A 22,419-nucleotide genomic window follows, 5' to 3' on the forward strand; every position below is an offset into this window, starting at 1 on the left:
CGAGGTGATGCGAGTGTATCACCGGGCAGCGGCATTCTCGAACGCGCGCGTACGCGGCAAGGCCGCGCGCCGATCGCATCCCGGAAAACAAAAAGCCCGGCGCTGGGCCGGGCTTTCTGCGTGTATCGGGACGTTGGTTGCGGGGACAGGATTTGAACCTGTGACCTTCGGGTTATGAGCCCGACGAGCTGCCAGACTGCTCCACCCCGCGTCCGTCGAAGAATTGAATTATAAGTAACAACCCGAATGCGCGCAAGCACTTTCTGACAATTGCGTTGCGACCCGCGCGGGGCCGGTACGGCCGACGCGTGCGCTAGAATCGAGCGGTTTGTGTTTTCACTCCGGCAACGGGGCGGTGCGCGATCGCGTCGGCGCCGTTGCGACTCTCAATACTGTATCGACGGATTCATGGACATCGCTCACGATCTGCAATCGATCGGCGCGCAGGAACAGGCGCTCGTGTTTCCCCATTTCGACCCGGCGCGCGCGTGGGCGCTCGGCAACCGGATGCATGCGCTCGCGACCTCGCGCGGCCATGCGATCGCGATCGACATCGTCACGTTCGGCCAGCCGCTGTTCTTCGCGGCGCTGGCCGGCGCGACGCCCGACAACGTCGACTGGATACGCCGCAAGCGCAACGTCGTCGCGCATTTCCGCCGCAGTTCGTACGCAATCGGGCTGCGCATGCAGCAGGCCGGCGCCACGCTCGCCGAGAAGCACGGGTTGCCGATCGCCGAATACGCGCCGCACGGCGGCGCGTTTCCGCTGACCGTCGCGGGCGCCGGCGTGATCGGGTCGGTCACCGCGTCCGGGCTGCCGCAGCGCGCGGACCACGAATTCGTCGTCGAGGCGCTGTGCGCGGAACTCGGCCAGGACTATGCGGTGCTGGCCCTCGCGAGGAACTGAGCGATGCAGATTCCTGGATACGCCTGGCTCGCGATCGCGATCGTCGCGGAGGTGATCGGCACGTCCGCGCTGCGCGCGGCGGACGGTTTCACGCGCTTCTGGCCGTCGGTGCTGGTGGTGGCCGGCTACGGCATCGCGTTCTACTGCCTGTCGCTGACGCTGCGGACGATGCCGGTCGGCATCATCTATGCGGTCTGGTCGGGCGCCGGCATCGTGTTGATCACGCTCGTCGCGATGCTGCTGTACCGTCAGGTGCCGGACGTGCCGGCGGTGATCGGCCTCGGGCTGATCATCGCGGGCGTCGTGGTGCTGAACCTGTTCTCGAAGATGCAGGCGCACTGAGCGTGCCCCTGTGACCTGCCGGATGGCCCCCATGACCGATTCCACTTCCACCGAAACCACCCAGCCCGACGTGCGCGCGTATATCGCGAACCGCATCGGCTTTCTCGAACTGAACCGGCCGAAGGCGCTGAACGCGCTGTCGGTCGGGATGATCCGCCTGATGCAGCAGGCGCTCGATGCGTGGCGCGACGATCCGGACGTCGTCGCGGTCGTCGTGCACAGCCCGCATCCGCGCGCGTTCTGCGCGGGCGGCGACGTGCGCTTCTTCCACGAGGCGTGGCAGCGCGGCGATCGCGATGCGGTCGACGCGTTCTTCATCGAGGAATACACGCTCAACCACACGATCTTCACGTACCCGAAGCCGTACGTCGCGCTGATGCACGGCGTCGTGATGGGCGGCGGCATGGGCATTTCGCAGGCGGCCCGGCATACGGGCGGGCTGCGCGTCGTGACCGACTCGACGAAGATGGCGATGCCCGAAACGCGCATCGGGCTGTTCCCCGACGTCGGGATGAGCTGGTTCCTCGCGCGCACGCCCGGCGCGATCGGCCGCTATCTCGCCGTGACGGGCGCGACGCTCGACGCGGCCGGCGCCTTGTACGCGCAGCTCGCGGACGTCTACCTGCCCGATGCCGCGTTGCCGGCGCTGATCGATACGCTGAAGACCGCGCGCTTCGACAGCGGCGCGCAGGCCGTCGCCTGCGTGGCCGATGCCGCGGCCGCGCACAAGGTCGTGCCGACGCCCGACACGTCGGCGCTGGCCGATGCGCGCAGCGGCATCGACCGGCATTTCGCGCAGCCCGACATCGGCGCGATCCTCGCGTCGCTCGACGCCGAGCCGGATTGCGCGGCTGTCGACGGATGGGTCGAGAAGGCGACCCATGCGATGCGCAACCAGTTGTCGCCGCTGTCGATGGCCGTGTCGCTCGAAGTCGTGGAGCGCGCACGCGGCGCGACGATGGCCGAGTGCCTGCGGCGCGATCTCGACCTCACGCGCTCGACCTTCGCGCGCGGCGACGTGATCGAGGGCGTGCGCGCGCTGATCGTCGACAAGGATCACCAGCCGGTGTGGCGCTTCAAGACGAGCGCGGAGGTCGGGCGCGCGGACGTGCTCGCGATGTTCGACAGCCCGTGGACGCCCGATACGCATCCGCTGCGGAACCTGCGGGACTGATGCACGCGGTGCGCGGCGGCCGGGCGCTGCGTACGAAACGACAAGGAAACGACAAGGCCGCCTGTACAAGCAAGCGGCCTTGTCGTTGAGGGACCGCGGTCGGGTGCGGGACCGACGTTCGTCCGCGTGAACCGGCGCGGCGAACGGGCGCGGCCGGCCCGTGCCGATACGCGGGCGCGTCAGTCGTCGCCCGCGTCGTCCGACATGAAGGCGCGCATGAACACGAGCGCACCGAAACCCCAGACCGCATTGGCCGCGAAGCCGGCCGCCAGCACCGGCATCATGTTGCCCGACGGCCAGATCCCGCGCAGCGGATCGATCGCGAAGACGCGGGCGGCAGTCAGCACGATCCCGCCGAACACCAGCGCGCCGATCCACGGCGCCTCGCGCTCGGGCGACACGCGCAGCAGCCACGCCATCGGAATCGCACAACATGCGCTGATCAGCGCGTTTGCGACAAATTCAGGAATGCCGAGCGGCGCGAAAGGCTCGGTGGAGAAACCGGCTGCGGCGATCAGGTCGGCGGTATGGAGAAGCGCGAGCGTCGCTTCGCGGAAGAACAGGGCGGCGAGGAAGCCGGACAGGAACGGCAGGATGACTTTCTGCATCGATGAGTGCACCGCAGGCGCGCGCGGCGGGGCCGTGCGCGCAGAGTTATTCGGATAGGTGCGCCATTATAAGGGGCTGGCCGACGCGATATTCGCTCCAGCGTCGCGCTAATCACGAAAGCGGAAAACCTAAGCTCAAAAAAATCGTTCCAAAGCCCTGCACCGATCCCTAGACTGATTTCCCAGAAACAGCCGTGCAATCGCGCATTCGCCCGCCGCACGGCCTGACCGGCGAACCATCCCGATTCGAACGCACACCATGCATGCGGCGCCGACGCGCGCCGCGAGCAGGGCGACGTTTTATCTCAAATCTGGCAAGGCAGTCACGCAGGAGCAGCAGATGAATGTGTTCTGGTTTATCCCCACGCATGGCGACAGCCGCTACCTCGGCACGGCCGAAGGGGCGCGCGCCGCGGATTACGATTATTTCAAGCAGGTCGCCGTCGCGGCCGACACGCTCGGCTACGAGGGCGTGTTGCTGCCGACCGGCCGTTCCTGCGAGGATGCGTGGGTCGTCGCGTCGAGCCTCATTCCGGCGACGCAGCGCCTGAAGTTCCTGGTCGCGATCCGTCCCGGCATCGCGTCGCCGGGGCTGTCGGCGCGGATGGCCGCGACGTTCGACCGCCTGTCGGGCGGCCGCCTGCTGATCAACGTCGTGACGGGCGGCGACGCGGCCGAACTCGAAGGCGACGGCCTGTTTGCCGACCACGATACGCGTTACGAAATTACCGACGACTTCCTGAAGATCTGGCGCGGGCTGCTGTCCGCGTCGCACGACAACGGCGGCTTCGACTACAGCGGCAAGCATTTGCAGTCGAAGGGCGGCAAGGCGCTCTATCCGCCGGTGCAGCGTCCGCATCCGCCGCTGTGGTTCGGCGGCTCGTCGCCGGCCGCGCACGCGATCGCGGCCGATCACATCGACACCTACCTGACCTGGGGCGAACCGCCCGACGCCGTCGCGAAGAAGATCGCGGACATTCGCGCCCGCGCCGAGGCGCGCGGCCGCAAGATCAAGTTCGGCATTCGCCTGCACGTGATCGTGCGCGAGACCGAGGGCGAAGCGTGGCGCGACGCCGAGCGCCTGATCAGCCGTCTCGACGACGACACGATCGCGCGCGCGCAGCAGGCGTTCGCGAACATGGATTCGGAGGGCCAGCGCCGGATGGCCGCGCTGCACGGCGGCAAGCGCGGCGGTCGCGACACGCTCGAGGTGTACCCGAACCTGTGGGCGGGCGTCGGCCTCGTGCGCGGCGGCGCGGGCACCGCGCTGGTCGGCAATCCGGAGCAGGTCGCCGAGCGCATGCGCGAATACGCGGAGCTCGGCATCGAGACCTTCATCCTGTCCGGCTATCCGCACCTCGAGGAGTCGTACCGGTTCGCCGAACTCGTGTTCCCGCTGATCAAGGGCAAGGGCGCGGCGAAGACTGCCGGCCCGCTGTCGGGCCCGTTCGGCGAGATCGTCGGCAACAGCTACCTGCCGAAGGCGAGCCAGAGCTGAACGACGGGAGGCCTGCAATGACAACGAAAACGTCGACGACGGGCGGCGTGGCCGCCCGCGCATGGCGCAGCATCGCGCCGTGGCTCGTGCCGCTCGCGCTGCTGGTCGTCTGGGAGGTCGGCGCGCGCGTCGGCTGGCTGTCGACCCGCGTGCTGCCCGAACCCGTTGCGGTCGTGCGCGCTGCGTGGTCGCTCGTGACGTCGGGCGAGATGTGGGCGAACGTGAAGGTCAGCACGTGGCGCGCGCTGTTCGGCTTCGCGATCGGCGGCGGCGTCGGCCTCGCGCTGGGGCTCGCGACCGGGCTGTCGAAGGCCGCCGAGGTCGCGCTCGATTCGACGATCCAGATGATCCGCAACATCCCCGCGCTCGCGATGATCCCGCTCGTGATCCTGTGGTTCGGCATCGACGAGAAGGCGAAGCTGTTCCTCGTCGCGCTCGGCGTGTTCTTTCCCGTCTACATCAATACGTATCACGGGATCCGCTCGGTCGACGCGAACCTGATCGAGATGGCGAAGAGCTACGGCGTGCGCGGCTTCGCGCTGTACCGCGACGTGATCCTGCCCGGCGCGCTGCCGTCGATCCTGGTCGGCGTGCGCTTCGCGCTCGGGCTGATGTGGGTGATGCTGATCGTCGCGGAAACGATCTCCGCGCAGTCGGGCATCGGCTACATGACGATGAACGCGCGCGAATTCCTGCAAACCGACGTGGTGGTGGTCGGCATCCTGCTGTACGCGGTGCTCGGCAAGCTGGCCGACGTGCTGGCGAAATGGATCGAGCGCGTGACCCTGCGCTGGCACCCCGCTTATCAATCAGGAGCAAAGGCATGAATGCGACGACTTCGGCGGCCGCCTACGGCCCGCTCGCCGGCGCAGACCTCGAGGTCGAACTGGCGCAGGCGCGCGTTGCGGACCATGACGCGCAAGACGCGGTCACGCTCGATCGCGACAGCGGTGCATCGGTCGTGCCGCTCGCGCGGCGCCGCGCGGGCAGCCCGGCGCCCGACGATGCGGTGACGCTGTCGGGCGTCAGCAAGCGCTTCGGCGCGCGCACCGTGCTCGACAACGTCGATCTCGGCATCGCGCGCGGCAGTTTCGTCGCGATCGTCGGCCGCAGCGGCTGCGGCAAGTCGACGCTGCTGCGGCTCGTCGCGGGGCTCGAGCAGCCGAGCGACGGCACGCTCGCGACGCGCGGCGAAGGCGGCGGCGCGCTCGATACGCGAATCATGTACCAGGACGCGCGGCTGCTGCCGTGGAAGACCGTGCTGCAGAACGTGATGCTCGGCCTCGGACGCGGCGCACGCGACGAGGCGCGCGCGGTGCTCGACGAGGTCGGCCTGCTCGAGCGCGCGAACGACTGGCCCGCGCAGCTGTCGGGCGGCCAGCGGCAGCGCGTCGCGCTGGCCCGCGCGCTCGTGCACCGGCCGCAGTTGCTGCTGCTCGACGAGCCGCTCGGCGCGCTCGACGCGCTGACCCGCATCGAGATGCACGCGCTGATCGAGCGGTTGTGGCGCGAGCACCGGTTTACCGCGCTGCTCGTCACGCACGACGTGCAGGAAGCGGTCGCGCTGGGCGACCGGATCCTGCTGATCGAGCAGGGCCGCGTCGCGCTCGACCAGCCCGTGCCGCTCGACCGGCCGCGCGCACGCGCGTCGGCGGCGTTCGCGGCGCTGGAAGACCGCGTGCTGCAGCGCGTGCTCGCGGGCGGGCCGGGCGCGGCCGAGCCGCCTGCGCGCGAGGAGGGCAAGGTACGACCGGTCGGGCAGATCCGCTGGGCCGTTTAAATCCGGGCGGCGCCGGCCGCCCGTTCTAAGACTTTTTCTTCGGAGCGATCAACCCGATGAGCATCACTGCAATCAACGTGCGTAACCAGTTCAAGGGCAAGGTAAAGGAGATCATTCGCGGGCCCGTGGTGTCCGAGGTCGACGTCGAGACGCCGTTCGGCATCGTCACGTCGGTGATCACGACCCGTTCGGTCGACGAACTCGAACTGAAGGTGGGCGCGGAAGTCGTCGCGCTCGTGAAATCGACGGAAGTCTCGATCGCGCGCCTCTGAGCGCCGGTTGGCCGCGCCGGGACGGCGTCGTCGGGTGGCGTGCCCGATGGCGCTGCCCGGCGTTTTCGCTGTGCGCGCGTGTCGGTGTTCGGCGCTCCGATGTAGTGCTAGGATGGAGCGACACCGATGCCGGAGGCCGCGCATGACCCCCATCCTTTCCCCCGAAGCGATCGAGGCGCTGAAGTGGATCGACCAGTTCGGCGACAGCCGGCCGGTCCCGCCCGCGTTCGACGATGTCGTTTATGCGTTGCTGAACGAGGGGCTGATCTACCAGGCGGCTGCCGATCGGGTCGACCTGACCGCCGACGGCAAATTCGTTTTGTCCGAAGAATACGATTGAGCGCACGGCGCCGGCCGCACGGTCGGCCGGGCGCCGTGTCGCCACGGAGCGTGCGATGGAACCGAGAGGCAGCGATCTCGGCGATTTCAGCGAGCCGTACCGCGGCTACGAGATCGAGGTGAAGACCGAACAGGTCTGGGACGGCGAGCACGTGCACTACCGCGTGCTGCAGGGCGATGCCGTCAGGATCGACTGGCGGCTCGTGAAGGTCGACGGGCTGCTGCTGACCGAGCGGCGCGTGATCGAGCGCGTGCTCGACGAGGCGCGGCGGGCGGTCGACGCCGAACTGGGCGACGCCGGCCGCGCTTAGGCGAGCCGCCGGGCGGGCAGGGGCCGGGATGCAGTAAAATAGCCGGTTGTTTCCGTGCCGCCTGCTGCCCGAATTCCATGTCCGCTTCGTCCTCGCTTCCTCCCCGCCGCGTATCCGTGGCGCCCATGCTCGACTGGACCGACCGTCATTGCCGGTCGTTCCATCGCACGCTGACGCGCGATACCTGGCTGTATACGGAGATGATCACGACGGGCGCGCTGCTGTTCGGCGATGCGCAGCGGCATCTCGCGTTCTCGCCGAACGAATCGCCGGTCGCGCTGCAGCTCGGCGGCAGCGAGCGCGACGATCTCGCGCGGGCCGCGAAGCTCGGCGAGCAGTGGGGCTACGACGAAATCAACCTGAATTGCGGATGCCCGTCCGAGCGCGTGCAGCGCGGTGCGTTCGGCGCGTGCCTGATGAACGAGCCGCAGCTCGTCGCCGACTGTGTGAAGGCGATGAACGATGCGGTGTCGGTGCCAGTCACGGTCAAGCACCGGATCGGCGTCGACGCGGTCGAGGACTACGCGTTCGTGCGGGACTTCGTCGGCACGGTTGCCGAAGCGGGCTGCGCGACTTTCGTCGTGCATGCGCGCAACGCGATCCTGAAGGGTTTGTCACCGAAGGAGAATCGCGAGATTCCGCCGCTCAAGTACGACTATGCGTATCGGCTGAAGCGCGACTTTCCCGAACTGGAGATCGTGATCAACGGCGGCATCACGACGCTCGACGAGGTTGCGCAGCATCTCGAGCATGTCGACGGCGTGATGCTCGGCCGCGAGGCGTATCACAACCCGTACGTGCTCGCCGGAGTCGATGCGCGCTTCTACGGCTCGACCGACGCGGCGCCGACGCGCGAGGAAGCCGAAGCGAAGCTGATCGAATACTGTGCGGCCGAACTGAAGCGCGGCACGTACCTCGGTGCGATCGTGCGGCATGCGCTCGGGCTGTATCGCGGCATGCCCGGCGCGCGCGGCTGGCGTCGCGTGCTGTCGGACAACAAGAAGCTCGCGCGCGGCGATCTGGCCGTGTTCGACGAGGCGCGCGCGCATCTGAACGACGCCGAAGAAATTTTTGAAAAAAAAGCTTTGCAAGATTCAAAAGACTTCGTATAATCTTGCTTCTCTGCTGTTGAACAGCAAACGAAACAGCGGAGAAACAAGCAGTATCAGTGGTGGCTGTAGCTCAGTTGGTAGAGTCCAGGATTGTGATTCCTGTTGTCGTGGGTTCGAGTCCCATCAGCCACCCCACCGAATGCTTCAACAAAACAGGCGCTTAGGCGCCTGTTTTGCTTTCTGCGTCTCCATTCGGAATGGCAATCGCGATTCCGATTCATCCCGTCGCGTTCGCGGCATTTATCCTTCGTCGATCGTTGAACCGAACTGCGTTGCCGGTCAGGCAGCGTGTTGCGGCGCTTCGCGCGTCTTCGGCATCTCGAATGTTCTGCGATACACGATCGAGCGAGCCGACGCCGATGGTTATCGTGTCCGTGATGCGCGTTGCCGCATTGCATTGGCGGTTCCGTCCAGACCTTTGGCGGCTGCCCACAATCCCGGGACCATAGAATCCTTCCGACGCGGTTCTTCCCTCAGGAGCTGCGTTTAACCACTAGGCGCCTCCTCTCGGCGACTATTTGCCCGATCGCTCGATTGAATCGGGCATTTTTTTGATCTCGAGATCGTCGCCCGGATTGCTTCGGATATCGGCATGCCGATGGTCATCCGATCTCGTTGCCTGCGGATGCAGAGCGGGCGTCCAGCGACGCTGGTCGCGTCAGGTTGTGGCGCTACGATTCCCCCCGAAACCAGACACGGGAACAGCATGGAACAAAAACTGGCGCAGCGACCGGCCGCGGCCTACGCGATCGTCGCACTGACGTTTTTCGGCGTCGGATGTTTTTCCATGCAGTTCATCCACACGCTGCCGAGCGTGCCGCTCATGCCTGCGTGGACGAATTTCGGCGCGACAGCTTTTTGGGTGAATGGGGCGGTTGCCGCCGGCACGCTTGCGGCGGCCGCCACTGCTGTGTGGGCGGCACGCTCCGAACGTCGAAACAGAAGACAGGACCGACTCGTCGTCGGCCGGTTGACGGCAGCCGGCGTCGCGCAGCGACTGGAGACTGCGGCCGGCGTCACGTCGAACCTCAGTGAGGAACTCGACGTCATGCGGGCGAACGGTGCGGTTTCCGCCCATCACGCGCTCAACTTGCTCAAGTCGATCCAGGCGATACCGAGATGCGAGTTCGACGAACTCAGATGCATGTCTGCGATGCCGGGCGATTGCGCAATATTGATCGCCGCCGCCCAGGATCGGCTGCATAGCGCTGCGGCCGCGCTCCGGTTGCTGTCTTCCAGCGGCATATCGAACACCGGCATCGTCCGGGAGACGGCGCGCGCAACCGATGCGATCGGGCAGGCGGCCATTCTGTATCGCCGCGCGAAATCCATCTGCGACGCAGAGACCGACGGCATTCGAACGGTGCTCGAAATGTATGCCGGTTCGTGACGGACTTAGTATCGCGACAATTGACTCTATCCAGATCAATGTTCCGCATCGGGAAGCAGTCGCTGCGTTAATTCCATATTTCGACATGTCGGCCGGTTAATGCGGCCCGCAATGCGCTGCGTCGCGGATCTTGCTTCGCGTCGAATTCTTTTTTGCTCGATCGGACCTGCGTGTTTTTATGCAATAAGACGATGTGCCTGTTTTCGAGAAATTTGATATCGATCAATTGGCGGATTATGTCATGGAGTTGGCCAATTCCGACAGTGCGTAACAGTCTTTCATTGGTGTAAGATGTAAATCATTTCCTCGCGCCTGTTTTTAAAGGGCCGTTCGGTCCCGGCGACTTCAACGAGTCGCCGGGACTTTTTTTATTTGCGTGTCGTCCGCGAAACAGCAACAAAATTTGCGCAGCCTTAACCCGAAAAGCTCATGCGGCGATCCGGCTCGTCGTCAGCCGGTTCATGGTCGGTCCTTGGTCCCCGGCTGGATCGAGATCCTTGGCTACGGTCGCGCGCCGCGGGAGTAGTATGCAAGAGGCCAGCTCAACGTACGGGGGTCTGAAATGCCTCATGTCAGCTATGAGTACAGTGGGCACAACATCGACATCGACGTGGACGAAGACCGCAACGGCCGATGGCATTGGTCGTACCGAATCGACGGTGAGTGCTATACGGTAGGTCGCGATCGGCCGCTGAAGAGCTACGACTCGATGCTCGGCGAGGCCAGGCGCATCGCCGAGCAGGAAGCCGACCGACTGCCGCCGCTGCAATAAGCTGCCGCATCATCCGTCGACTCCCGTCGCGGTCACGACACGCGCGTCACGGACCGACCTGACCGCTACTTCACCCCGCGGTAGCGCGCCAGCAAATCCGCCTCGGTTTCGTGTATCTCGACGGGCAGGGTGGTCGCCCCCGCGTACGCCAGATAGCGTGCGCGATGCTGACCGTTGCGGAACGACGCGATGCCGACTTTCGCCAGCCCGGGAATGCCGAGCAGCATGCGCGTCCTTGCCTCGCGAAACGTGATGAAGGGCATGTCGGGGATCCTTGCCTGCTCGGGATCGAGAAAGCCGCGGATGCCAACCGCCTTTCCGCGCGCCCAGTATTGCACCGACGGCAGCACATAGTCGGTCGTGTCGCGGTCGGCGCATGCCAGCAGTCTCGTCACGTCGACGATCACGACCCGATGTCGCGAATCGTCGGATGCAAAGACGCGCTTGAGATGCGTGTAGGTATAAGGGACGTGCCCGGGAAGCTGGATGATCCAGACGTCTACACCCTGATGTTGTGCCCGAGCGAGGGTCATCGTTTCCTCTGGTAGCGCGAACGGCCTTTATCAAGCCTGGTGAAACGAGTTTAGCAGCGTGGACCGATATCGGACAGGCGGTATCAAACCGACTCGCGAACGGCCTGCAGGTCGAGTATGAAGCATCCGAAAATAGAAGAAATTCGATTCGATCGAATAAAGTCGTGCATTGGAATCCGAATTCGCGTATCTTGATCGCCGCTTTACCGCGCGGATTGGAAGCGCTCATTCAAACAATTAAAATCCGGACAAGAAAATGAAAAGAAGAACGCTGCTGAGGGCCAGCGCGATCGCAGTAACCGCCGGTCTGGCGGGGTGCACGTCGATGCTGTTCGAAGACGGCAGATACGACGAGACCGTCGACCGTTTTCTCGTCAGCGAGGACGGCAAGAAATTCGTCGTGCTCGGCCAGCAATACCACTACATCTTCGACATGCCCGAGCATTTCGGCGCGATGCTGGCCTCGCCGTATCGTCAGTCGCTCGAAGTTTCTCTCGTGAACTTCGTCGCGCGGGGCGACGCGATCACCGGCGACTACTGGCTGCGGCTGCGCCCCGCCAAGCCGCTGACGGCCGACGAAAGAGCGCAAGCGCTGGCTGACGGTTTCACGCCGCGCGGCAGCGTCGAACTCGAAATGAAGGGCACGCTGCACGGGACGCGCTATCGCGCCGACGGCTTCGACCAAGGCAAGACGTGGTCGTCGTTTGCGCGTCCGTACACGATCGATGTCGTCGATCGCCTCACGACCGCCGACAAGGCGGTTCGCGTGCTCGCGACGCCGGTGACGCTCGCAGCCGACGGCGTGCTGATGATCGGCGCGGTCGCGCTGTCTCCGGTGATTATCGTGGTCTTGCTGCCGACCGCGGCTCTCGCGATCGGACCGTGAGGGCGTTGCGCGGCGGCCGGGTCGTCGTCGTGCATGGGTGAGATGACGCACAGACCGTGGCGCGCGCTCCGCACGACAATCTGAACGGTTGACCGATCTACCCCGGCCCGGTCAACCTTTCCCCGCTCGCTCGCGCAGGAGCGGGGCTTTTTACCCGCCCGGCGCACTGAGGCTGCGCCGGCGGACCCGGACGGGCGTCCGGCCGGCTGCGTCGTCGCGCATCCGTTCGCCTGATCCGCATGAATCGCTTTCCTCGTGCCTGAGCGATCGCCCAGGCCCATTGCCGGCTTCGGCTGGCAATGTCTTGGTCCCGGCGGCGTGCGATTGCGCTGCCGGGATACTTTTTTGCGCCGAACGCGTCGTCTGTGGTCGCGCAGCGCGAACCCGTCATCGACGAACAGACCTTAGCCGGCCTGCTCGACGCTGGTTTCCCAGCCCTCGTATTCGCCGCCGAGCGAGCGCGCCTCGCGGCTGATCGCAAGCGTATGGCCCGTGATGTCGGCCAGCGCCATCGTGCCGTCGTGCGCGAAGCGGACGGCGGTCTTGCCGTCTTCGTTCGGCGCGACCGAGTCGACCAGATAGCCTTTCGATTCGGCCCAGTCGGCGAAATGGTGCGCATCGTCCGGTTCCGCGAAACTCGCCCAGTGCAGCACGCGCCGGCGCGCGTCGCTCACGTCGCCCTGCCGGTGCAGCGCATCGAGCACGCGCATGTCGCGCATGATCTGCCAGTCGTCGTCGGTCGGGTAAAGGGTCTGCCAGTAGATGGCCTTGTCCGGATCGTCCTGATAAGCGTATTCGAGCGCGTACGTCGTCCGTTCGGCCGCGTCGTCGACGATGTCCGCCGCGGTTTCCTCGTCGAACGGCACGTAGAACAGCACGTCGCGATTGCCGTCGACGGTGATGCGGCCGACCTGCACGCCGCCTCTCGCGAGCACCGCCGCGTCGAGCAGCTCGTCGACGCGCGCGAGCTCGGCCAGCTCGTCGCCGGCCGGCAAGCCGTCGGGCGTCGGATGCGCGAGGGCGACGCGCACGCTGAGCAGCGACGTGCGCGGATCGCCTTCCGCGATCTCCGCGAAGCTGTGGTTGAAGTCGACGAAGGCCTGATGGTCGCCCATCCGGGCAGGGAAGGTTCCCCAGGTGTCGGTCATGCGTGTCTCCCGTGCACGGTGCAAAGCGTCCCAATGTATCATCGAAAATCGCGTCGGCCGGAGAAGCGCAGATGATCGCGAGCCTGAATGTGCTGGTGCCCGTCGAATACGACCGCTATGCGGCCGTCGTGGACTTCTACCGCCTGGCGCTCGCGCTGCCGGTCGAAGCGAGCGGCGTGTCGGTCGCGGGAAATCCGTGGCACCGCTTCGCCGTGCACGGCGTGACGCTGACCGTCCATACGGGCAGGGACGGCGATTTTCCGTATCCCGAGTTTCACCCGACCGGCCACGGCATCGCGCTGGCGATCGAGGTCGCGCATGTGGCGGAAGCGATCGGGCGTCTCGAATCGCACGGCGTCGGCATCCTGAACGACTGGGACTACGGCGACGGCACCATCGCGATTTCGGTTGCGGATCCGGCCGGGAACGTGTGCGAGGTCTGGGGGCGCCCCTGATGCCGCGGATCGCACTGCGAGCCGGGGAAATATCGAAGGAGATTCCGATGTCGATGTTTGCGGTGAATGGTGTTCGAATCGATCCGCTCAGCGCGCGCGTCACGCATGTGCGCTGGGCGGCCGTGAATCCGGCCGACCGTTCGTGGGCGGCGACGCCGAGCGAGGCGCCGGTCGCCGACGTCGCGCGCGCGATCGCGGCCGGCGACGATGTTCACGCGATCTTCTCCAGCCCCGACAATCTCGCGGTGGGGCCGAGGCTGAAACGCGTGCGCTATCGCGATGCGTCGGAAGGCATCGAACTCGACGTGGATGCGACGAGCGAGGCGCGCACGCTGCGGGATTTGCCGCAGATCTGAGCGGCGGTGTGCGTTGCGAAGGCGAGTGCTGCGACGCGTCGCGTGCGCGTGACCGGCCCGGCCGCGCAGGCAGAACATGCCGCTCGCGCATCGGCGGACGCGAGGAGTAGTATCGACATTGCCATGCCGCGCGACCGGCGTCGTCGAGCGGACCGGCGCGGTGCGCCTCGATCGGCTTCCCCGACGACACGCAAACACACAACTCACCGGACCGCACGAGACCATGCCCAGATTCCTCATTGCCCCGTTGGCAGCGGTATGCTGCGTGGTGCTCGTCGCCTGTCAAAGCACGCCCGAGCGGTCATCTCCTCCGCCTTCGCCCGAGACCGCATCGGCGGCGATGCCGGCTTCGTCGACGCCCGCGCGGATTCGCGGCATCGGCACGGCACCGAGCCTGGCCGGACAGAGCTACTGGAGCGTCCGTCACTGCACGTCGGACGGCACCGTCAAGGTCTGCAACTGACGCGATTCCGGCCGCATCGCGACCGTGCCGGCCGGGATTACCGCGACGCTACTCGGCTTCCACGCGCACCTTCCTGCGCCACTTCCCGCCGACGAACGCCTCGTCGGTGATCTCCATCTTTCCGTCCATCCTGGCCGCTTCGATATGCCGCTCGACCTCGACGAGCCGGTCGTCGTCGACGCGATAGGTGGTCGTCTCGTGATAGCAGCAACCGCTCTTGCTGAACGCGCGCAGCCGCCTGCGCTTCGGGTCGACGTCGAAGAAGCCGAGCGATTCATGCGTGAGATCGCTCATCGCGTTATTGCGGTCGAAACGGCCGGTCTTCGGATCGAACAGATAGACGTCGTAGCTGGGGCCGCCATAACCGCCTTCGTGGCCGGTCTGCACGCCGAAGTCGTCGTGGCCGTCGAAATTGAAGTCGCCGACATTGAGGACGCCCTGGTCGTCATATAGCCGCGCGGATTGGGTCAGCGGTTTGCCGGATGGCAGCAGCGTCGCGACGATCGTCGGGAAATCGATCGTCTGAAGCGGCGTGCCCGCGCCTTTTCGATAGACGGCAATGCGTCCCGGACCCTCGCAGTACGCACTGTCCTGGCCCTTCGGCATCGGGCAGTCCTGGTACATCCGCACCGTGAAATCGAACGCCTTCGACACGTCGGTGAGCCGGAACGTGCTGCCGCCGCCGTGCTTCACGGCATCCGGGAAACCGGGCCGCGCCTGCAGTTCGGCGATGCGTTGCCGGTAAGCCTGTTGCAGCGCGCGCACGTCGATGCGTCCATCGGCAGGCAGTCTCGCTTTCAGCCACGCACGCTGCGTCGTGCGCAGATCTGTCGCGGCGTCGCCATCGGCCACGCCGAGCGCGACGCGATAGGTGTCGTCGAGCTGTTCGTCGAGCCGGGACAATTCCGCGTCGGTGCAGATCGCCTGCTCGATGCTCGTGCGGGCGGCATGGCAGTCGAAGCTGGCCGCGCGGGCGGCGACGGGCAGGCAGCCGAGCGCGACGAGGCTCAGCGCGGCGGCGGTTCGCGAAAAGGACAGCGGCATCATGTGCGATCGTCAGTGCGGTTCGTATCGGGTTGGGTAGCGCCGGCAACATGCGTCGTTGCCGGACGGATCGGCGGCGCGACGGAACGAAGCGGTTTCCGCGCCGGCAAGGTCTGTCGGCAATATAGCGCCGAGCTGCGCGAGCCGGCAACGCAATGGCCGTTCGGCCGATCCTGGCACGGTGCGCGAGCCGCCCGGCACGACGGCGTGCGGTCGCCATTGCGGTCGCGTGATGCGGTATCGCCGATGCGTGCGGAAGCGCGGCCGGTCAATCGTGCACAGTGCGTGGCGGGGCTGACGCCCGAACGGGCTGCCCAGCTGCAGCGCTATCTGCACAGCCGTGCCGACTGATGCCTCCGACGGAGCGGCCGGCGCGTGCGCGCCGCAGCGAGCACGACGGGGGTAACATGTCCGGCGTCGGCATTCGAGCGGATTCTGCGTGTCCATGCATGACGGCATTCTTCGGGGCGAAAAAAACATGAACGACGCAAACGAAACGAAGCTTCCCGGCTGGCAGATCGATCCCGTCGCCGGCACGATGAGCGGCGAGCTGCCGGTCACGCTCGCGGTCGACAGCCGGAGCATGAAACCAAAGGCGATCGTGTGCATCGTACTGGCCGTCGCGGCGGCATGCGGCTACGCCGCCGACACGACGCTGTGGCCGGCCGCCGTGCTGGCCGCGTTGCTCGCGCTCGCCGGCGGTGCGTTTTTTCTCGGCTCGCGCAGGAAAATGGCGCTCGTCATCGACGAAACGGGTTTCCGGCTGGTCGGCTCGATGCGCGAAAAGCCGGCGATACGGTGGCGCGACGTCACCGGCTTCGGGATGATCAGTGTCGCCGGGAATCGCTATATCGGCTACCAGTTCTCCGAGCACGCGTCGCGCACCCCGGTGCCGGGCGGCGTGATGCTGCCCGTCAGCCGGTTCGTGGGCCTGCCGCTCGAGGCGGTGGCCGGGCTGCTGGAACTGTGTCGCGAACAGTTCGGCACGGCGGACGGCGGTCAGGACGGCCGCGCCGATTGACTCGGAGGCCCGGGTGCGAGCGATCCGGCTGACGACGGACGCGCACCGAAAAAAATTTCGACCTTCATGTCGATTCGCGACCGGCTCGTCCGTCGTGGCATCGGAGGCATGCGCATCGCGCACGTCTCGTTTCCCGATATGACAACCGATTGAAGGAGCGACCCCATGTCCACATCCGTCAAACCGATCCCGGAAGGGATGCGCACGCTGACGCCGCACCTGATCTGTGCCGGCGCCGCCGATGCGATCGATTTCTACAAGCGCGCGTTCGGCGCGAGCGAACGGAGCCGCCTGTCGGCGCCGAACGGCAGGCTCGCGCATGCCTGTCTCGCGATCGGCGATTGCGCACTGATGCTGATGGATGAAATGCCCGAGCACGGTGCGCTCGGGCCGAAGGCGCTGAAAGGCACGGCGGTCTGCCTGCATCTGTACGTGCCCGACGTCGACGCGTCGATTGCGCAGGCCGTCGCGGCCGGCGCGACCGTCACGATGCCGGCGACCGACATGTTCTGGGGCGATCGCTATGGGCAGGTCGAGGATCCGTTCGGGCATCGCTGGTCGATCGCGACGCACCAGCGCGACCTGACGCCCGAGCAGATCGAGGAAGCGATGAAGAACGCGCCGCCGTGCGGAAGCTGATGGAATCCGGCGCGCGTGGCTGAGCGACATGCGGTGATGCGGCCGCGTGCCTCGTCTTCGTCGATCGGCGCGGGAGCCGCAGAAGGTCGAACCCGGTGCACGACGAGCAGCCTGCATCCGGGCGGCTGAACCGGATGCGCGCTGTGCGCATTTCGACAGCGGGCGGGTGCCGACGAGGGCGGTCCCCCGTCGCGCTATGCCCGCGACATGCGCAACGGCTCAAGCCGCGCGGTGCGGTGCCGTAAACAGGGCGAGACTACTTGCTCATTCACTGCACCATGATTCGCATTCTTTACGCGGGGTATCTCGCGTTTGCACTGTGCCTGGTTTATCCGATGGTTCAGAGTACGGTGACGGCCAGCGCGGCCTGTCTGCGCGACGCATTGCCGGGCAACGGCCCGATTGCGCGCAGTCCGTCGGCGAGCGACGTGCACGCGGCCGACTGCGCACGCCCCGAGGTCGTGGCGGGGCGGACGACCGCGGTTCATTGAGCGGCGGCGCGATGCACGGACACGGTCGGTGCCGGCCGTTCGGCCAGGTTGATCGCGACATCGCCTTCGCCGATCATCGATGACGTGATCGTTGCAGGACGCGCGCCGGGCGCCCGGCGCATCGGCATGCGCGCGTGCATCAATACGTGGAGCGATACGGCGTGCCCTGGTCGAAGCGGCTTTGCCAGTGCGTGAGGTAGCGCGACGCGAGTTGCGGATTGTTCCAGACCACGACGACGTTCTCGGAATTGCGGCTCGCGGCCGATGCGCTGTAGTTGAACGAGCCCGTCTCTACATGCTCGGCGTCGATCACGAGGTACTTGTCGTGATGGATCGCATAGGCGTCGATGGTCCGCGTCGGAATGCCGGCGTTGACGAGCAGGTTCAGCGCCTGCTTGCTGCTCTTTGCGCGATTGCCCTTGTCGTCGACGACCACCGCGATGTTCACGCCGCGCCGCTTCGCGGCGAGCAGCGCGCGCGTGACGGCGGGCGACGTGAACGAATACGCGGCGACGCGGATCGAGCTGCGCGCGGCGCCGATCGCCTTCAGCACCAGCGCTTCGGCGCCGCCGTCGGGCGAGAACGCGGATTCGACGACCTGCGTCGCGGGTGCTTCGTGGGTCGGCGCCGGCAGCAGTCGCGACACGAAGTCGATCGCCTGCTGCAACAGCGATTCGTTGTGCGTCTTGCCGAAGGCGGCGAACGGTGTAGCGAGCAGGGAAGCGGCGAGGCAGGCAGCGGCGAGGCGATTGCGCGACAACATCTTGGACAGCGAATGATTTCGAGACAGCGGGCCGTGAGTGTAACGCAGACGCGCGGCCGCGACCATGTTCGATGATCGTGCCGTGCACGATGGTGATGCGTGTCGCGCATGTCGCGCTCGATCGGGACGGTTGCCGCAACGTCATTCGCGCTGCATCGCGCGTACGTGGAGATGCGCGGGTTGGGCGCATTGCCGGCCCGGTTTTTACGACGGCGGCCGCTGTTCATGTATTTGCGCGCGTTGATGGGAGAGCGGTTCGGCTCTCTTCGCGTTTGCGTGCGTGTGACCGAGCTTGGCCGATGCGATGTGACGCCCGACGAGGCGGATGACAAAGGCGCTGGCAGAAGCAGACGCGAGACAAATGCCCGCACGCGAAAAGCCGGCTTGCGCGACAGGTCCGGAAGAGCAGGGCACAAACCTCGGCACGCACCGAGCGCACCGAACGCACCGAACGCACCGAACGCACCGAACGCACCGAACGCACCGAACGCGCCGCGTCAGCCGTCGCGCGACCCGGCTGCTTCCGGTGCGACCCAGCCCGGCCCCGGCTCCACCAGCACGTCGCGCGGTTCGAGCGGCTCGCCGCAGGCCGAACACACGGTCACCGCATGCATCAGCTGGCCGCAGCTGCGATGACGCAGGTGCAGCGGCGGCCCGTGGCCGTCGTCCTTCCAGCGGTCGCCCCACGCCAGCAGCGCGAGCAGCGCCGGGTAAAGGTCGAGGCCTTTTTCGGTCAGCCGGTATTCGAAGCGCGGCGGCCGCTCCTGATACGCGAGCTTGGCCAGCACGCCTTCGTCGACGAGGCGTGCGAGCCGTTCGGCGAGCACGTGGCGCGTGAGGCCGAGCTGCGCCTGGAATGCGTCGAAGCGGCGACAGCCGAGGAACGCGTTGCGCAGGATCAGCATGGTCCAGCGGTCGCCGAGCACGGCGAGCGTGCGCGCGACCGAGCAGTTCAGCGTACCGATGTCATCCCATTTCATCGTCGAGTCTCGTGCGGCGGTTCAGCGAAATAGCGGGTTCGATTATAGAACCCGCCTTCGGTTGCCAACGGCGCGGGCTGCGTTGACAACCCCGGCGCGCTTGACAATAATGAGTTCCAATTTGGAACTTACTCGCGCGACGACGCGCTTTCAATCAGGAGACGCCCCGATGAACCCGCTTTCCCTGTCCGGTCTCGAACTGCTGCGCGCGGCGGTGTCGGGCGATGTGCCGCTCGCATCGATCTCCGAAACGATCCCGATGCGCCCGCTCGACGTCGAGCTCGGCTACGTGAAGTTTTCGGCGCGCGCGGACGGGCGCCACCTGAATCCGCTGGGCGGCGTGCACGGCGGCTTTGCCGCGACAGTGCTCGACTCGGTCACCGGCTGCGCGGTGCATTCGATGCTCGATGCGGGCGTCGGCTATGGCACGGTCGACCTGCATGTGAAGATGCTGCGGCCGGTGCCGCGCGACGTCGAGCTGGTCGCCGAAGGGCGCGTGATCCACCTGTCGCGCTCGCTCGGCGTCGCGGAGGGCACGTTGAAGACGCCGGACGACAGGATCGTCGCGCATGCGTCGGCGACCTGCTTCATCCAGCGGCCGCAGTGACGCGCATGCGGACGCCGAAGGCCGCCTGTAAGCGTGGGCGGCGCTGCTCTGAAGCGGTCGCTTCAATGTGATAGCGTTTCTGCTTTCCACCGACGCGACAGGAACAGCATGGAATACCGCACACTCGGCGATTCAGGCATCGAGGTCAGCCTGATCGGTCTCGGCACGATGACGTGGGGCGAGCAGAATTCGGAGCGCGATGCGCACGAGCAGATCGATTACGCGATCGGGCAGGGCGTCACGCTGATCGACGCCGCGGAGATGTATCCGGTGCCGCCGAAGCCGGACACGCAGGGGCGCACCGAGCAGTACATCGGTACGTGGCTCGCCCAGCACCGCGCACAGCGCGACCGGATCGTGCTCGCGACCAAGATCGCGGGCCCGGCGCGTCAGCCGCACAATCCGCGCCATATTCGCGGCGAGGGCAACCAGTTCGATCGCAAGAACCTGACCGAAGCGCTCGACGGCAGCCTCAAGCGCCTGCAGACCGATTACGTCGATCTCTATCAGCTGCACTGGCCCGACCGCAGTACGACGACGTTCGGCCGGCCCGCCTATCCGTGGGTCGACGATGCGTATACGGTGCCGATCGAGGAAACGCTCGGCGTGCTCGCGGAATTCGTGAAGGCGGGCAAGGTGCGCGCGATCGGCGTGTCGAACGAAACGCCGTGGGGCGTCGCGCAGTTCCTGCGCGCGGCCGAGAAGCTCGGGCTGCCGCGCATCGCGAGCATCCAGAACCCGTACAGCCTGCTGAACCGCACGTTCGAGAACGGGCTGTCGGAATTCACGCATCGCGACGGCGTTGGCCTGCTCGCGTATTCGCCGCTCGCGTTCGGCTGGCTGTCGGGCAAGTACGAGAACGGCGCGCGGCCGCCCGGCGCGCGCATCACGCTGTTCGAGCGCTTCCAGCGCTACAGCAAGCCGCAGGCGGTCGAAGCGACGTCGCGCTACGTCGCGCTCGCGAAACGCCACGGCCTGTCGCCCGCGCAGCTCGCGCTGGCGTTCGTCAACAGCCGGCCGTTCGTGCGCAGCAACCTGATCGGCGCGACCTCGCTCGATCAGTTGAAGGAGAACATCGGCAGCATCGACATGAAGCTGTCCGACGAGATTCTCGCGGAGATCGACGCGCTGCACGAACGGCAGCCGAACCCGGCGCCGTAAACGGCGTGCGACCCGCGCGGCGTCATGCCGGCGCGGGCCGCCTCGGCGGCGACGCACCCGCGCATCGCCGCCGTCCTTCCTATTGCATCCTCAACCGCGTGCGCGCGACGAGCAGCGCGACGAGGCTTAGCACCGCGCAGCCCATCAGATACAGCGCCGGCGACAGCCGGTTGCCGGTCGCGCTGATCAGCCAGGTGATGACGAACGGCGCAAAGCCGCCGAACAGCGTGACGCCCGTGTTGTAGCTGACCGCGAGGCCGGTCGCGCGCGTCTGCGCGGGGAACAGCTCGGCCATCAGCGCGGGCAGTGCGCCGCAGTACATCGCCTTCAGGAGCCCGATCCAGATCAGCGCGGCCAGCATCGTCGCGAACGACGCATGCTGCGTGAGCCACGAGAAGGTCGGCCATACGGTGACCAGCATCAGCACGGCCGCCGTCGCCATCACGCGGATGCGCCCGGTCCGGTCGGACAGATGGCCGACGAGCGGCGTGACCAGCGTCAGCACGAAGCCGGTCGCGAGCGTCGCGGCAAAGCCCGTCGACGCGGGCAGCCCGAGCTGCTTGATCGCGTAGGTCGGCATGTACAGCACCATGTAGTTGATCGCGGTCGAGATCACGAGCGCGCCGATCGACAGCAGCAGTCGCGTCTTCTGGTCCGTGAACAGCTCGCGCACGGGTGCGTCGGAGCGCGCCTGCGTCTTGAACTCGACCCCTTCGTCGACATAGCGGCGGATATACAGCCCGACCGGACCGATCGCGAGTCCGAACAGGAAGGGCACGCGCCAGCCCCAGCTTTCGAGTTGCGCGGTCGTCAGCGTGGCGGTCAGCAGCGCGCCGAAGCCGGACGCCAGCAGCGTCGCGAGACCCTGGCTCGCGAACTGCCAGCTCGACATGAAGCCGCGCCGCTGCGGTGCATGCTCGACGAGGAACGCAGTGGAGCTCGCGAATTCGCCGCCGGCGGAGAAGCCCTGCATCAGCCGCGACAGCATGATCCCGAGCGGCGCGAGGATGCCGATCGACGCGTAGGTCGGCATCAGCGCGATCAGCAGCGTGCCGCCCATCATCATCGCGATCGACAGCAGCAGCGACGCCTTGCGGCCCGCGCGATCCGCATACGCGCCGAGCACGAAGCCGCCGATCGGCCGGATCAGGTACGACAGCCCGAACGTGCCGAGCGTGAGCAGCAGCGACGTCGCTTCGCTGGTCGCGGGGAAGAACAGCTTGGCGATCGTCACCGCGAAGAAGCCGTAGACGATCAGGTCGAACCATTCGAGCGCGTTGCCGATCGACGCCGCGAAGATGATGCGCCGGATCTGCGCGGCGTTCGGGCGGGCGGCTTCCTGCGAGGTCAGGGTGGTCGTGTTCATCG

Annotated in this window: 27 protein-coding genes and 2 tRNA genes; 21 read left to right on the forward strand and 8 right to left on the reverse strand. The window is 66.5% G+C overall.

The genetic code is table 11. The annotated features are described in order from the left end of the window. Positions 1-134: 134 nt before the first annotated feature. Positions 135-211: transfer RNA gene (locus tag WS57_RS26355), tRNA-Met, on the reverse strand. 197 nt (positions 212-408) lie between these two features. Between WS57_RS26355 and WS57_RS26360 the strand changes: the two genes are divergently transcribed. Genes WS57_RS26360 through WS57_RS26370 form a run of 3 tightly spaced genes read left to right on the forward strand, consistent with a single transcriptional unit; the run spans position 409 to position 2,422 of the window. Continuing rightward, complete coding sequence (locus WS57_RS26360) at positions 409-906, forward strand: heme-degrading domain-containing protein (RefSeq protein WP_009689767.1); 498 nt, start codon at positions 409-411, stop codon at positions 904-906. A 3-nt stretch (positions 907-909) separates the two neighbouring features. After that, positions 910-1,248, forward strand: a complete 339-nt coding sequence (locus WS57_RS26365; protein WP_009689766.1) for a DMT family transporter — start codon at positions 910-912, stop codon at positions 1,246-1,248. A gap of 31 nt (positions 1,249-1,279) precedes the next feature. Continuing rightward, positions 1,280-2,422, forward strand: a complete 1,143-nt coding sequence (locus tag WS57_RS26370; RefSeq protein WP_059514646.1) for an enoyl-CoA hydratase/isomerase family protein — start codon at positions 1,280-1,282, stop codon at positions 2,420-2,422. Between the two features lie 179 nt (positions 2,423-2,601). Here WS57_RS26370 and WS57_RS26375 read toward each other — a convergent pair whose 3' ends face one another. Further along, positions 2,602-3,030 (reverse strand): hypothetical protein, encoded by a 429-nt coding sequence (locus WS57_RS26375; RefSeq protein ID WP_009689763.1) that lies wholly within the window; start codon positions 3,028-3,030, stop codon positions 2,602-2,604. 340 nt (positions 3,031-3,370) lie between these two features. Here WS57_RS26375 and ssuD point away from each other — a divergent pair, with 340 nt between their 5' ends. The 10 genes from ssuD to WS57_RS37300 all read left to right on the forward strand — a co-directional run bounded on the left by ssuD (position 3,371) and on the right by WS57_RS37300 (position 10,504). Beyond that, positions 3,371-4,528 (forward strand): FMNH2-dependent alkanesulfonate monooxygenase, encoded by a 1,158-nt coding sequence (gene ssuD / locus WS57_RS26380; protein WP_069245488.1) that lies wholly within the window; start codon positions 3,371-3,373, stop codon positions 4,526-4,528. A 17-nt stretch (positions 4,529-4,545) separates the two neighbouring features. Beyond that, the gene (gene ssuC / locus WS57_RS26385; RefSeq protein ID WP_009689761.1) at positions 4,546-5,355 is read left to right on the forward strand and encodes an aliphatic sulfonate ABC transporter permease SsuC; all 810 of its coding nucleotides are present in this window, start codon (positions 4,546-4,548) and stop codon (positions 5,353-5,355) included. Then, on the forward strand, positions 5,352-6,308 hold the full coding sequence (locus tag WS57_RS26390) for an ATP-binding cassette domain-containing protein (RefSeq protein WP_069245065.1): 957 nt from the start codon (positions 5,352-5,354) through the stop codon (positions 6,306-6,308). Before ssuC ends, WS57_RS26390 begins: the two co-directional genes overlap by 4 nt. Positions 6,309-6,364: 56 nt before the next feature. Further along, entirely contained in the window at positions 6,365-6,580 is a 216-nt protein-coding gene (locus WS57_RS26395) for a TOBE domain-containing protein (RefSeq protein ID WP_006400187.1), read from the forward strand. Positions 6,581-6,722: 142 nt separating this feature from the next. Then, complete coding sequence (locus WS57_RS26400; protein ID WP_059514644.1) at positions 6,723-6,920, forward strand: hypothetical protein; 198 nt, start codon at positions 6,723-6,725, stop codon at positions 6,918-6,920. A 55-nt stretch (positions 6,921-6,975) separates the two neighbouring features. Beyond that, positions 6,976-7,230, forward strand: coding sequence for a hypothetical protein (locus tag WS57_RS26405; protein ID WP_009690461.1), 255 nt, complete (start codon positions 6,976-6,978; stop codon positions 7,228-7,230). 125 nt (positions 7,231-7,355) lie between these two features. Then, the gene (gene dusA, locus WS57_RS26410; RefSeq protein ID WP_009690460.1) at positions 7,356-8,342 is read left to right on the forward strand and encodes a tRNA dihydrouridine(20/20a) synthase DusA; all 987 of its coding nucleotides are present in this window, start codon (positions 7,356-7,358) and stop codon (positions 8,340-8,342) included. Positions 8,343-8,401: 59 nt separating this feature from the next. Then, positions 8,402-8,477 (forward strand) — tRNA-His (locus WS57_RS26415). 571 nt (positions 8,478-9,048) lie between these two features. Then, positions 9,049-9,732, forward strand: coding sequence for a hypothetical protein (locus tag WS57_RS26420; RefSeq protein WP_059514643.1), 684 nt, complete (start codon positions 9,049-9,051; stop codon positions 9,730-9,732). 562 nt (positions 9,733-10,294) lie between these two features. Then, positions 10,295-10,504 (forward strand): hypothetical protein, encoded by a 210-nt coding sequence (locus WS57_RS37300; protein ID WP_040127354.1) that lies wholly within the window; start codon positions 10,295-10,297, stop codon positions 10,502-10,504. A gap of 65 nt (positions 10,505-10,569) precedes the next feature. Here the strand turns inward: WS57_RS37300 and WS57_RS26430 are convergent, their stop codons facing one another. Further along, positions 10,570-11,037 carry a plasmid fertility inhibition factor family protein gene (locus tag WS57_RS26430; RefSeq protein WP_059514642.1) on the reverse strand — a complete coding sequence of 156 codons (468 nt, stop codon included), beginning with the start codon at positions 11,035-11,037 and terminating at the stop codon, positions 10,570-10,572. A 256-nt stretch (positions 11,038-11,293) separates the two neighbouring features. Here WS57_RS26430 and WS57_RS26435 point away from each other — a divergent pair, with 256 nt between their 5' ends. Beyond that, positions 11,294-11,923, forward strand: coding sequence for a hypothetical protein (locus WS57_RS26435; protein WP_059514641.1), 630 nt, complete (start codon positions 11,294-11,296; stop codon positions 11,921-11,923). Positions 11,924-12,327: 404 nt separating this feature from the next. Here WS57_RS26435 and WS57_RS26440 read toward each other — a convergent pair whose 3' ends face one another. Beyond that, positions 12,328-13,071 carry a DUF695 domain-containing protein gene (locus tag WS57_RS26440; protein WP_009690453.1) on the reverse strand — a complete coding sequence of 248 codons (744 nt, stop codon included), beginning with the start codon at positions 13,069-13,071 and terminating at the stop codon, positions 12,328-12,330. 71 nt (positions 13,072-13,142) lie between these two features. Between WS57_RS26440 and WS57_RS26445 the strand changes: the two genes are divergently transcribed. The 3 genes from WS57_RS26445 to WS57_RS38210 all read left to right on the forward strand — a co-directional run bounded on the left by WS57_RS26445 (position 13,143) and on the right by WS57_RS38210 (position 14,345). Next, positions 13,143-13,526 carry a VOC family protein gene (locus WS57_RS26445; protein WP_059514639.1) on the forward strand — a complete coding sequence of 128 codons (384 nt, stop codon included), beginning with the start codon at positions 13,143-13,145 and terminating at the stop codon, positions 13,524-13,526. Between the two features lie 47 nt (positions 13,527-13,573). Next, positions 13,574-13,882, forward strand: coding sequence for a hypothetical protein (locus WS57_RS26450; protein ID WP_009690451.1), 309 nt, complete (start codon positions 13,574-13,576; stop codon positions 13,880-13,882). A gap of 340 nt (positions 13,883-14,222) precedes the next feature. Next, positions 14,223-14,345 carry a hypothetical protein gene (locus WS57_RS38210; protein WP_257786276.1) on the forward strand — a complete coding sequence of 41 codons (123 nt, stop codon included), beginning with the start codon at positions 14,223-14,225 and terminating at the stop codon, positions 14,343-14,345. 48 nt (positions 14,346-14,393) lie between these two features. Here WS57_RS38210 and WS57_RS26460 read toward each other — a convergent pair whose 3' ends face one another. Continuing rightward, on the reverse strand, positions 14,394-15,392 hold the full coding sequence (locus WS57_RS26460) for a lysozyme inhibitor LprI family protein (RefSeq protein ID WP_009690449.1): 999 nt from the start codon (positions 15,390-15,392) through the stop codon (positions 14,394-14,396). Positions 15,393-15,867: 475 nt separating this feature from the next. Here WS57_RS26460 and WS57_RS26465 point away from each other — a divergent pair, with 475 nt between their 5' ends. Both WS57_RS26465 and WS57_RS26470 read left to right on the forward strand, forming a co-directional pair. Next, the gene (locus WS57_RS26465; RefSeq protein WP_059514635.1) at positions 15,868-16,410 is read left to right on the forward strand and encodes a hypothetical protein; all 543 of its coding nucleotides are present in this window, start codon (positions 15,868-15,870) and stop codon (positions 16,408-16,410) included. A gap of 165 nt (positions 16,411-16,575) precedes the next feature. After that, positions 16,576-17,049, forward strand: coding sequence for a VOC family protein (locus WS57_RS26470; RefSeq protein ID WP_009690446.1), 474 nt, complete (start codon positions 16,576-16,578; stop codon positions 17,047-17,049). Between the two features lie 630 nt (positions 17,050-17,679). On the opposite strand, the gene WS57_RS26480 is transcribed toward WS57_RS26470, so the two are convergent. Both WS57_RS26480 and WS57_RS26485 read right to left on the reverse strand, forming a co-directional pair. Beyond that, positions 17,680-18,303: a phospholipase D family protein gene (locus WS57_RS26480; RefSeq protein ID WP_009690443.1), complete on the reverse strand. Its 624-nt coding sequence runs from the start codon at positions 18,301-18,303 to the stop codon at positions 17,680-17,682. A gap of 497 nt (positions 18,304-18,800) precedes the next feature. Continuing rightward, on the reverse strand, positions 18,801-19,283 hold the full coding sequence (locus WS57_RS26485) for a winged helix-turn-helix transcriptional regulator (RefSeq protein ID WP_009690442.1): 483 nt from the start codon (positions 19,281-19,283) through the stop codon (positions 18,801-18,803). A gap of 169 nt (positions 19,284-19,452) precedes the next feature. Between WS57_RS26485 and WS57_RS26490 the strand changes: the two genes are divergently transcribed. Next, positions 19,453-19,890, forward strand: coding sequence for a PaaI family thioesterase (locus tag WS57_RS26490; protein WP_059514633.1), 438 nt, complete (start codon positions 19,453-19,455; stop codon positions 19,888-19,890). A 108-nt stretch (positions 19,891-19,998) separates the two neighbouring features. Further along, positions 19,999-21,051, forward strand: a complete 1,053-nt coding sequence (locus WS57_RS26495; RefSeq protein ID WP_059514631.1) for an NADP(H)-dependent aldo-keto reductase — start codon at positions 19,999-20,001, stop codon at positions 21,049-21,051. Between the two features lie 79 nt (positions 21,052-21,130). On the opposite strand, the gene WS57_RS26500 is transcribed toward WS57_RS26495, so the two are convergent. Further along, positions 21,131-22,417 (reverse strand): MFS transporter, encoded by a 1,287-nt coding sequence (locus tag WS57_RS26500; protein WP_059514629.1) that lies wholly within the window; start codon positions 22,415-22,417, stop codon positions 21,131-21,133. Between the last annotated feature and the right edge of the window lie 2 nt (positions 22,418-22,419).

This window comes from Burkholderia pseudomultivorans, from assembly GCF_001718415.1.
Taxonomy (GTDB): Bacteria; Pseudomonadota; Gammaproteobacteria; order Burkholderiales; family Burkholderiaceae; genus Burkholderia; species Burkholderia pseudomultivorans_A.

Excerpts from the sequence above, each read along its gene's own strand:
- WS57_RS26400 (WP_059514644.1), top strand. The coding sequence starts at position 6,723 with ATGACCCCCATCCTTTCCCCCGAAGCGATCGAGGCGCTGAAGTGGATC.
- WS57_RS26465 (WP_059514635.1), top strand. The coding sequence starts at position 15,868 with ATGAACGACGCAAACGAAACGAAGCTTCCCGGCTGGCAGATCGATCCC.
- WS57_RS26360 (WP_009689767.1), top strand. The coding sequence starts at position 409 with ATGGACATCGCTCACGATCTGCAATCGATCGGCGCGCAGGAACAGGCG.
- WS57_RS38210 (WP_257786276.1), top strand. The coding sequence starts at position 14,223 with ATGCCGGCTTCGTCGACGCCCGCGCGGATTCGCGGCATCGGCACGGCA.
- WS57_RS26365 (WP_009689766.1), top strand. The coding sequence starts at position 910 with ATGCAGATTCCTGGATACGCCTGGCTCGCGATCGCGATCGTCGCGGAG.
- WS57_RS26450 (WP_009690451.1), top strand. The coding sequence starts at position 13,574 with ATGTCGATGTTTGCGGTGAATGGTGTTCGAATCGATCCGCTCAGCGCG.
- WS57_RS26460 (WP_009690449.1), bottom strand. The coding sequence starts at position 15,392 with ATGATGCCGCTGTCCTTTTCGCGAACCGCCGCCGCGCTGAGCCTCGTC.
- dusA (WP_009690460.1), top strand. The coding sequence starts at position 7,356 with ATGCTCGACTGGACCGACCGTCATTGCCGGTCGTTCCATCGCACGCTG.
- WS57_RS26485 (WP_009690442.1), bottom strand. The coding sequence starts at position 19,283 with ATGAAATGGGATGACATCGGTACGCTGAACTGCTCGGTCGCGCGCACG.
- WS57_RS26470 (WP_009690446.1), top strand. The coding sequence starts at position 16,576 with ATGTCCACATCCGTCAAACCGATCCCGGAAGGGATGCGCACGCTGACG.
- ssuC (WP_009689761.1), top strand. The coding sequence starts at position 4,546 with ATGACAACGAAAACGTCGACGACGGGCGGCGTGGCCGCCCGCGCATGG.
- WS57_RS37300 (WP_040127354.1), top strand. The coding sequence starts at position 10,295 with ATGCCTCATGTCAGCTATGAGTACAGTGGGCACAACATCGACATCGAC.
- WS57_RS26405 (WP_009690461.1), top strand. The coding sequence starts at position 6,976 with ATGGAACCGAGAGGCAGCGATCTCGGCGATTTCAGCGAGCCGTACCGC.
- ssuD (WP_069245488.1), top strand. The coding sequence starts at position 3,371 with ATGAATGTGTTCTGGTTTATCCCCACGCATGGCGACAGCCGCTACCTC.
- WS57_RS26395 (WP_006400187.1), top strand. The coding sequence starts at position 6,365 with ATGAGCATCACTGCAATCAACGTGCGTAACCAGTTCAAGGGCAAGGTA.
- WS57_RS26480 (WP_009690443.1), bottom strand. The coding sequence starts at position 18,303 with ATGTTGTCGCGCAATCGCCTCGCCGCTGCCTGCCTCGCCGCTTCCCTG.
- WS57_RS26500 (WP_059514629.1), bottom strand. The coding sequence starts at position 22,417 with ATGAACACGACCACCCTGACCTCGCAGGAAGCCGCCCGCCCGAACGCC.
- WS57_RS26440 (WP_009690453.1), bottom strand. The coding sequence starts at position 13,071 with ATGACCGACACCTGGGGAACCTTCCCTGCCCGGATGGGCGACCATCAG.
- WS57_RS26375 (WP_009689763.1), bottom strand. The coding sequence starts at position 3,030 with ATGCAGAAAGTCATCCTGCCGTTCCTGTCCGGCTTCCTCGCCGCCCTG.
- WS57_RS26495 (WP_059514631.1), top strand. The coding sequence starts at position 19,999 with ATGGAATACCGCACACTCGGCGATTCAGGCATCGAGGTCAGCCTGATC.
- WS57_RS26490 (WP_059514633.1), top strand. The coding sequence starts at position 19,453 with ATGAACCCGCTTTCCCTGTCCGGTCTCGAACTGCTGCGCGCGGCGGTG.
- WS57_RS26370 (WP_059514646.1), top strand. The coding sequence starts at position 1,280 with ATGACCGATTCCACTTCCACCGAAACCACCCAGCCCGACGTGCGCGCG.
- WS57_RS26390 (WP_069245065.1), top strand. The coding sequence starts at position 5,352 with ATGAATGCGACGACTTCGGCGGCCGCCTACGGCCCGCTCGCCGGCGCA.
- WS57_RS26430 (WP_059514642.1), bottom strand. The coding sequence starts at position 11,037 with ATGACCCTCGCTCGGGCACAACATCAGGGTGTAGACGTCTGGATCATC.
- WS57_RS26420 (WP_059514643.1), top strand. The coding sequence starts at position 9,049 with ATGGAACAAAAACTGGCGCAGCGACCGGCCGCGGCCTACGCGATCGTC.
- WS57_RS26435 (WP_059514641.1), top strand. The coding sequence starts at position 11,294 with ATGAAAAGAAGAACGCTGCTGAGGGCCAGCGCGATCGCAGTAACCGCC.
- WS57_RS26445 (WP_059514639.1), top strand. The coding sequence starts at position 13,143 with ATGATCGCGAGCCTGAATGTGCTGGTGCCCGTCGAATACGACCGCTAT.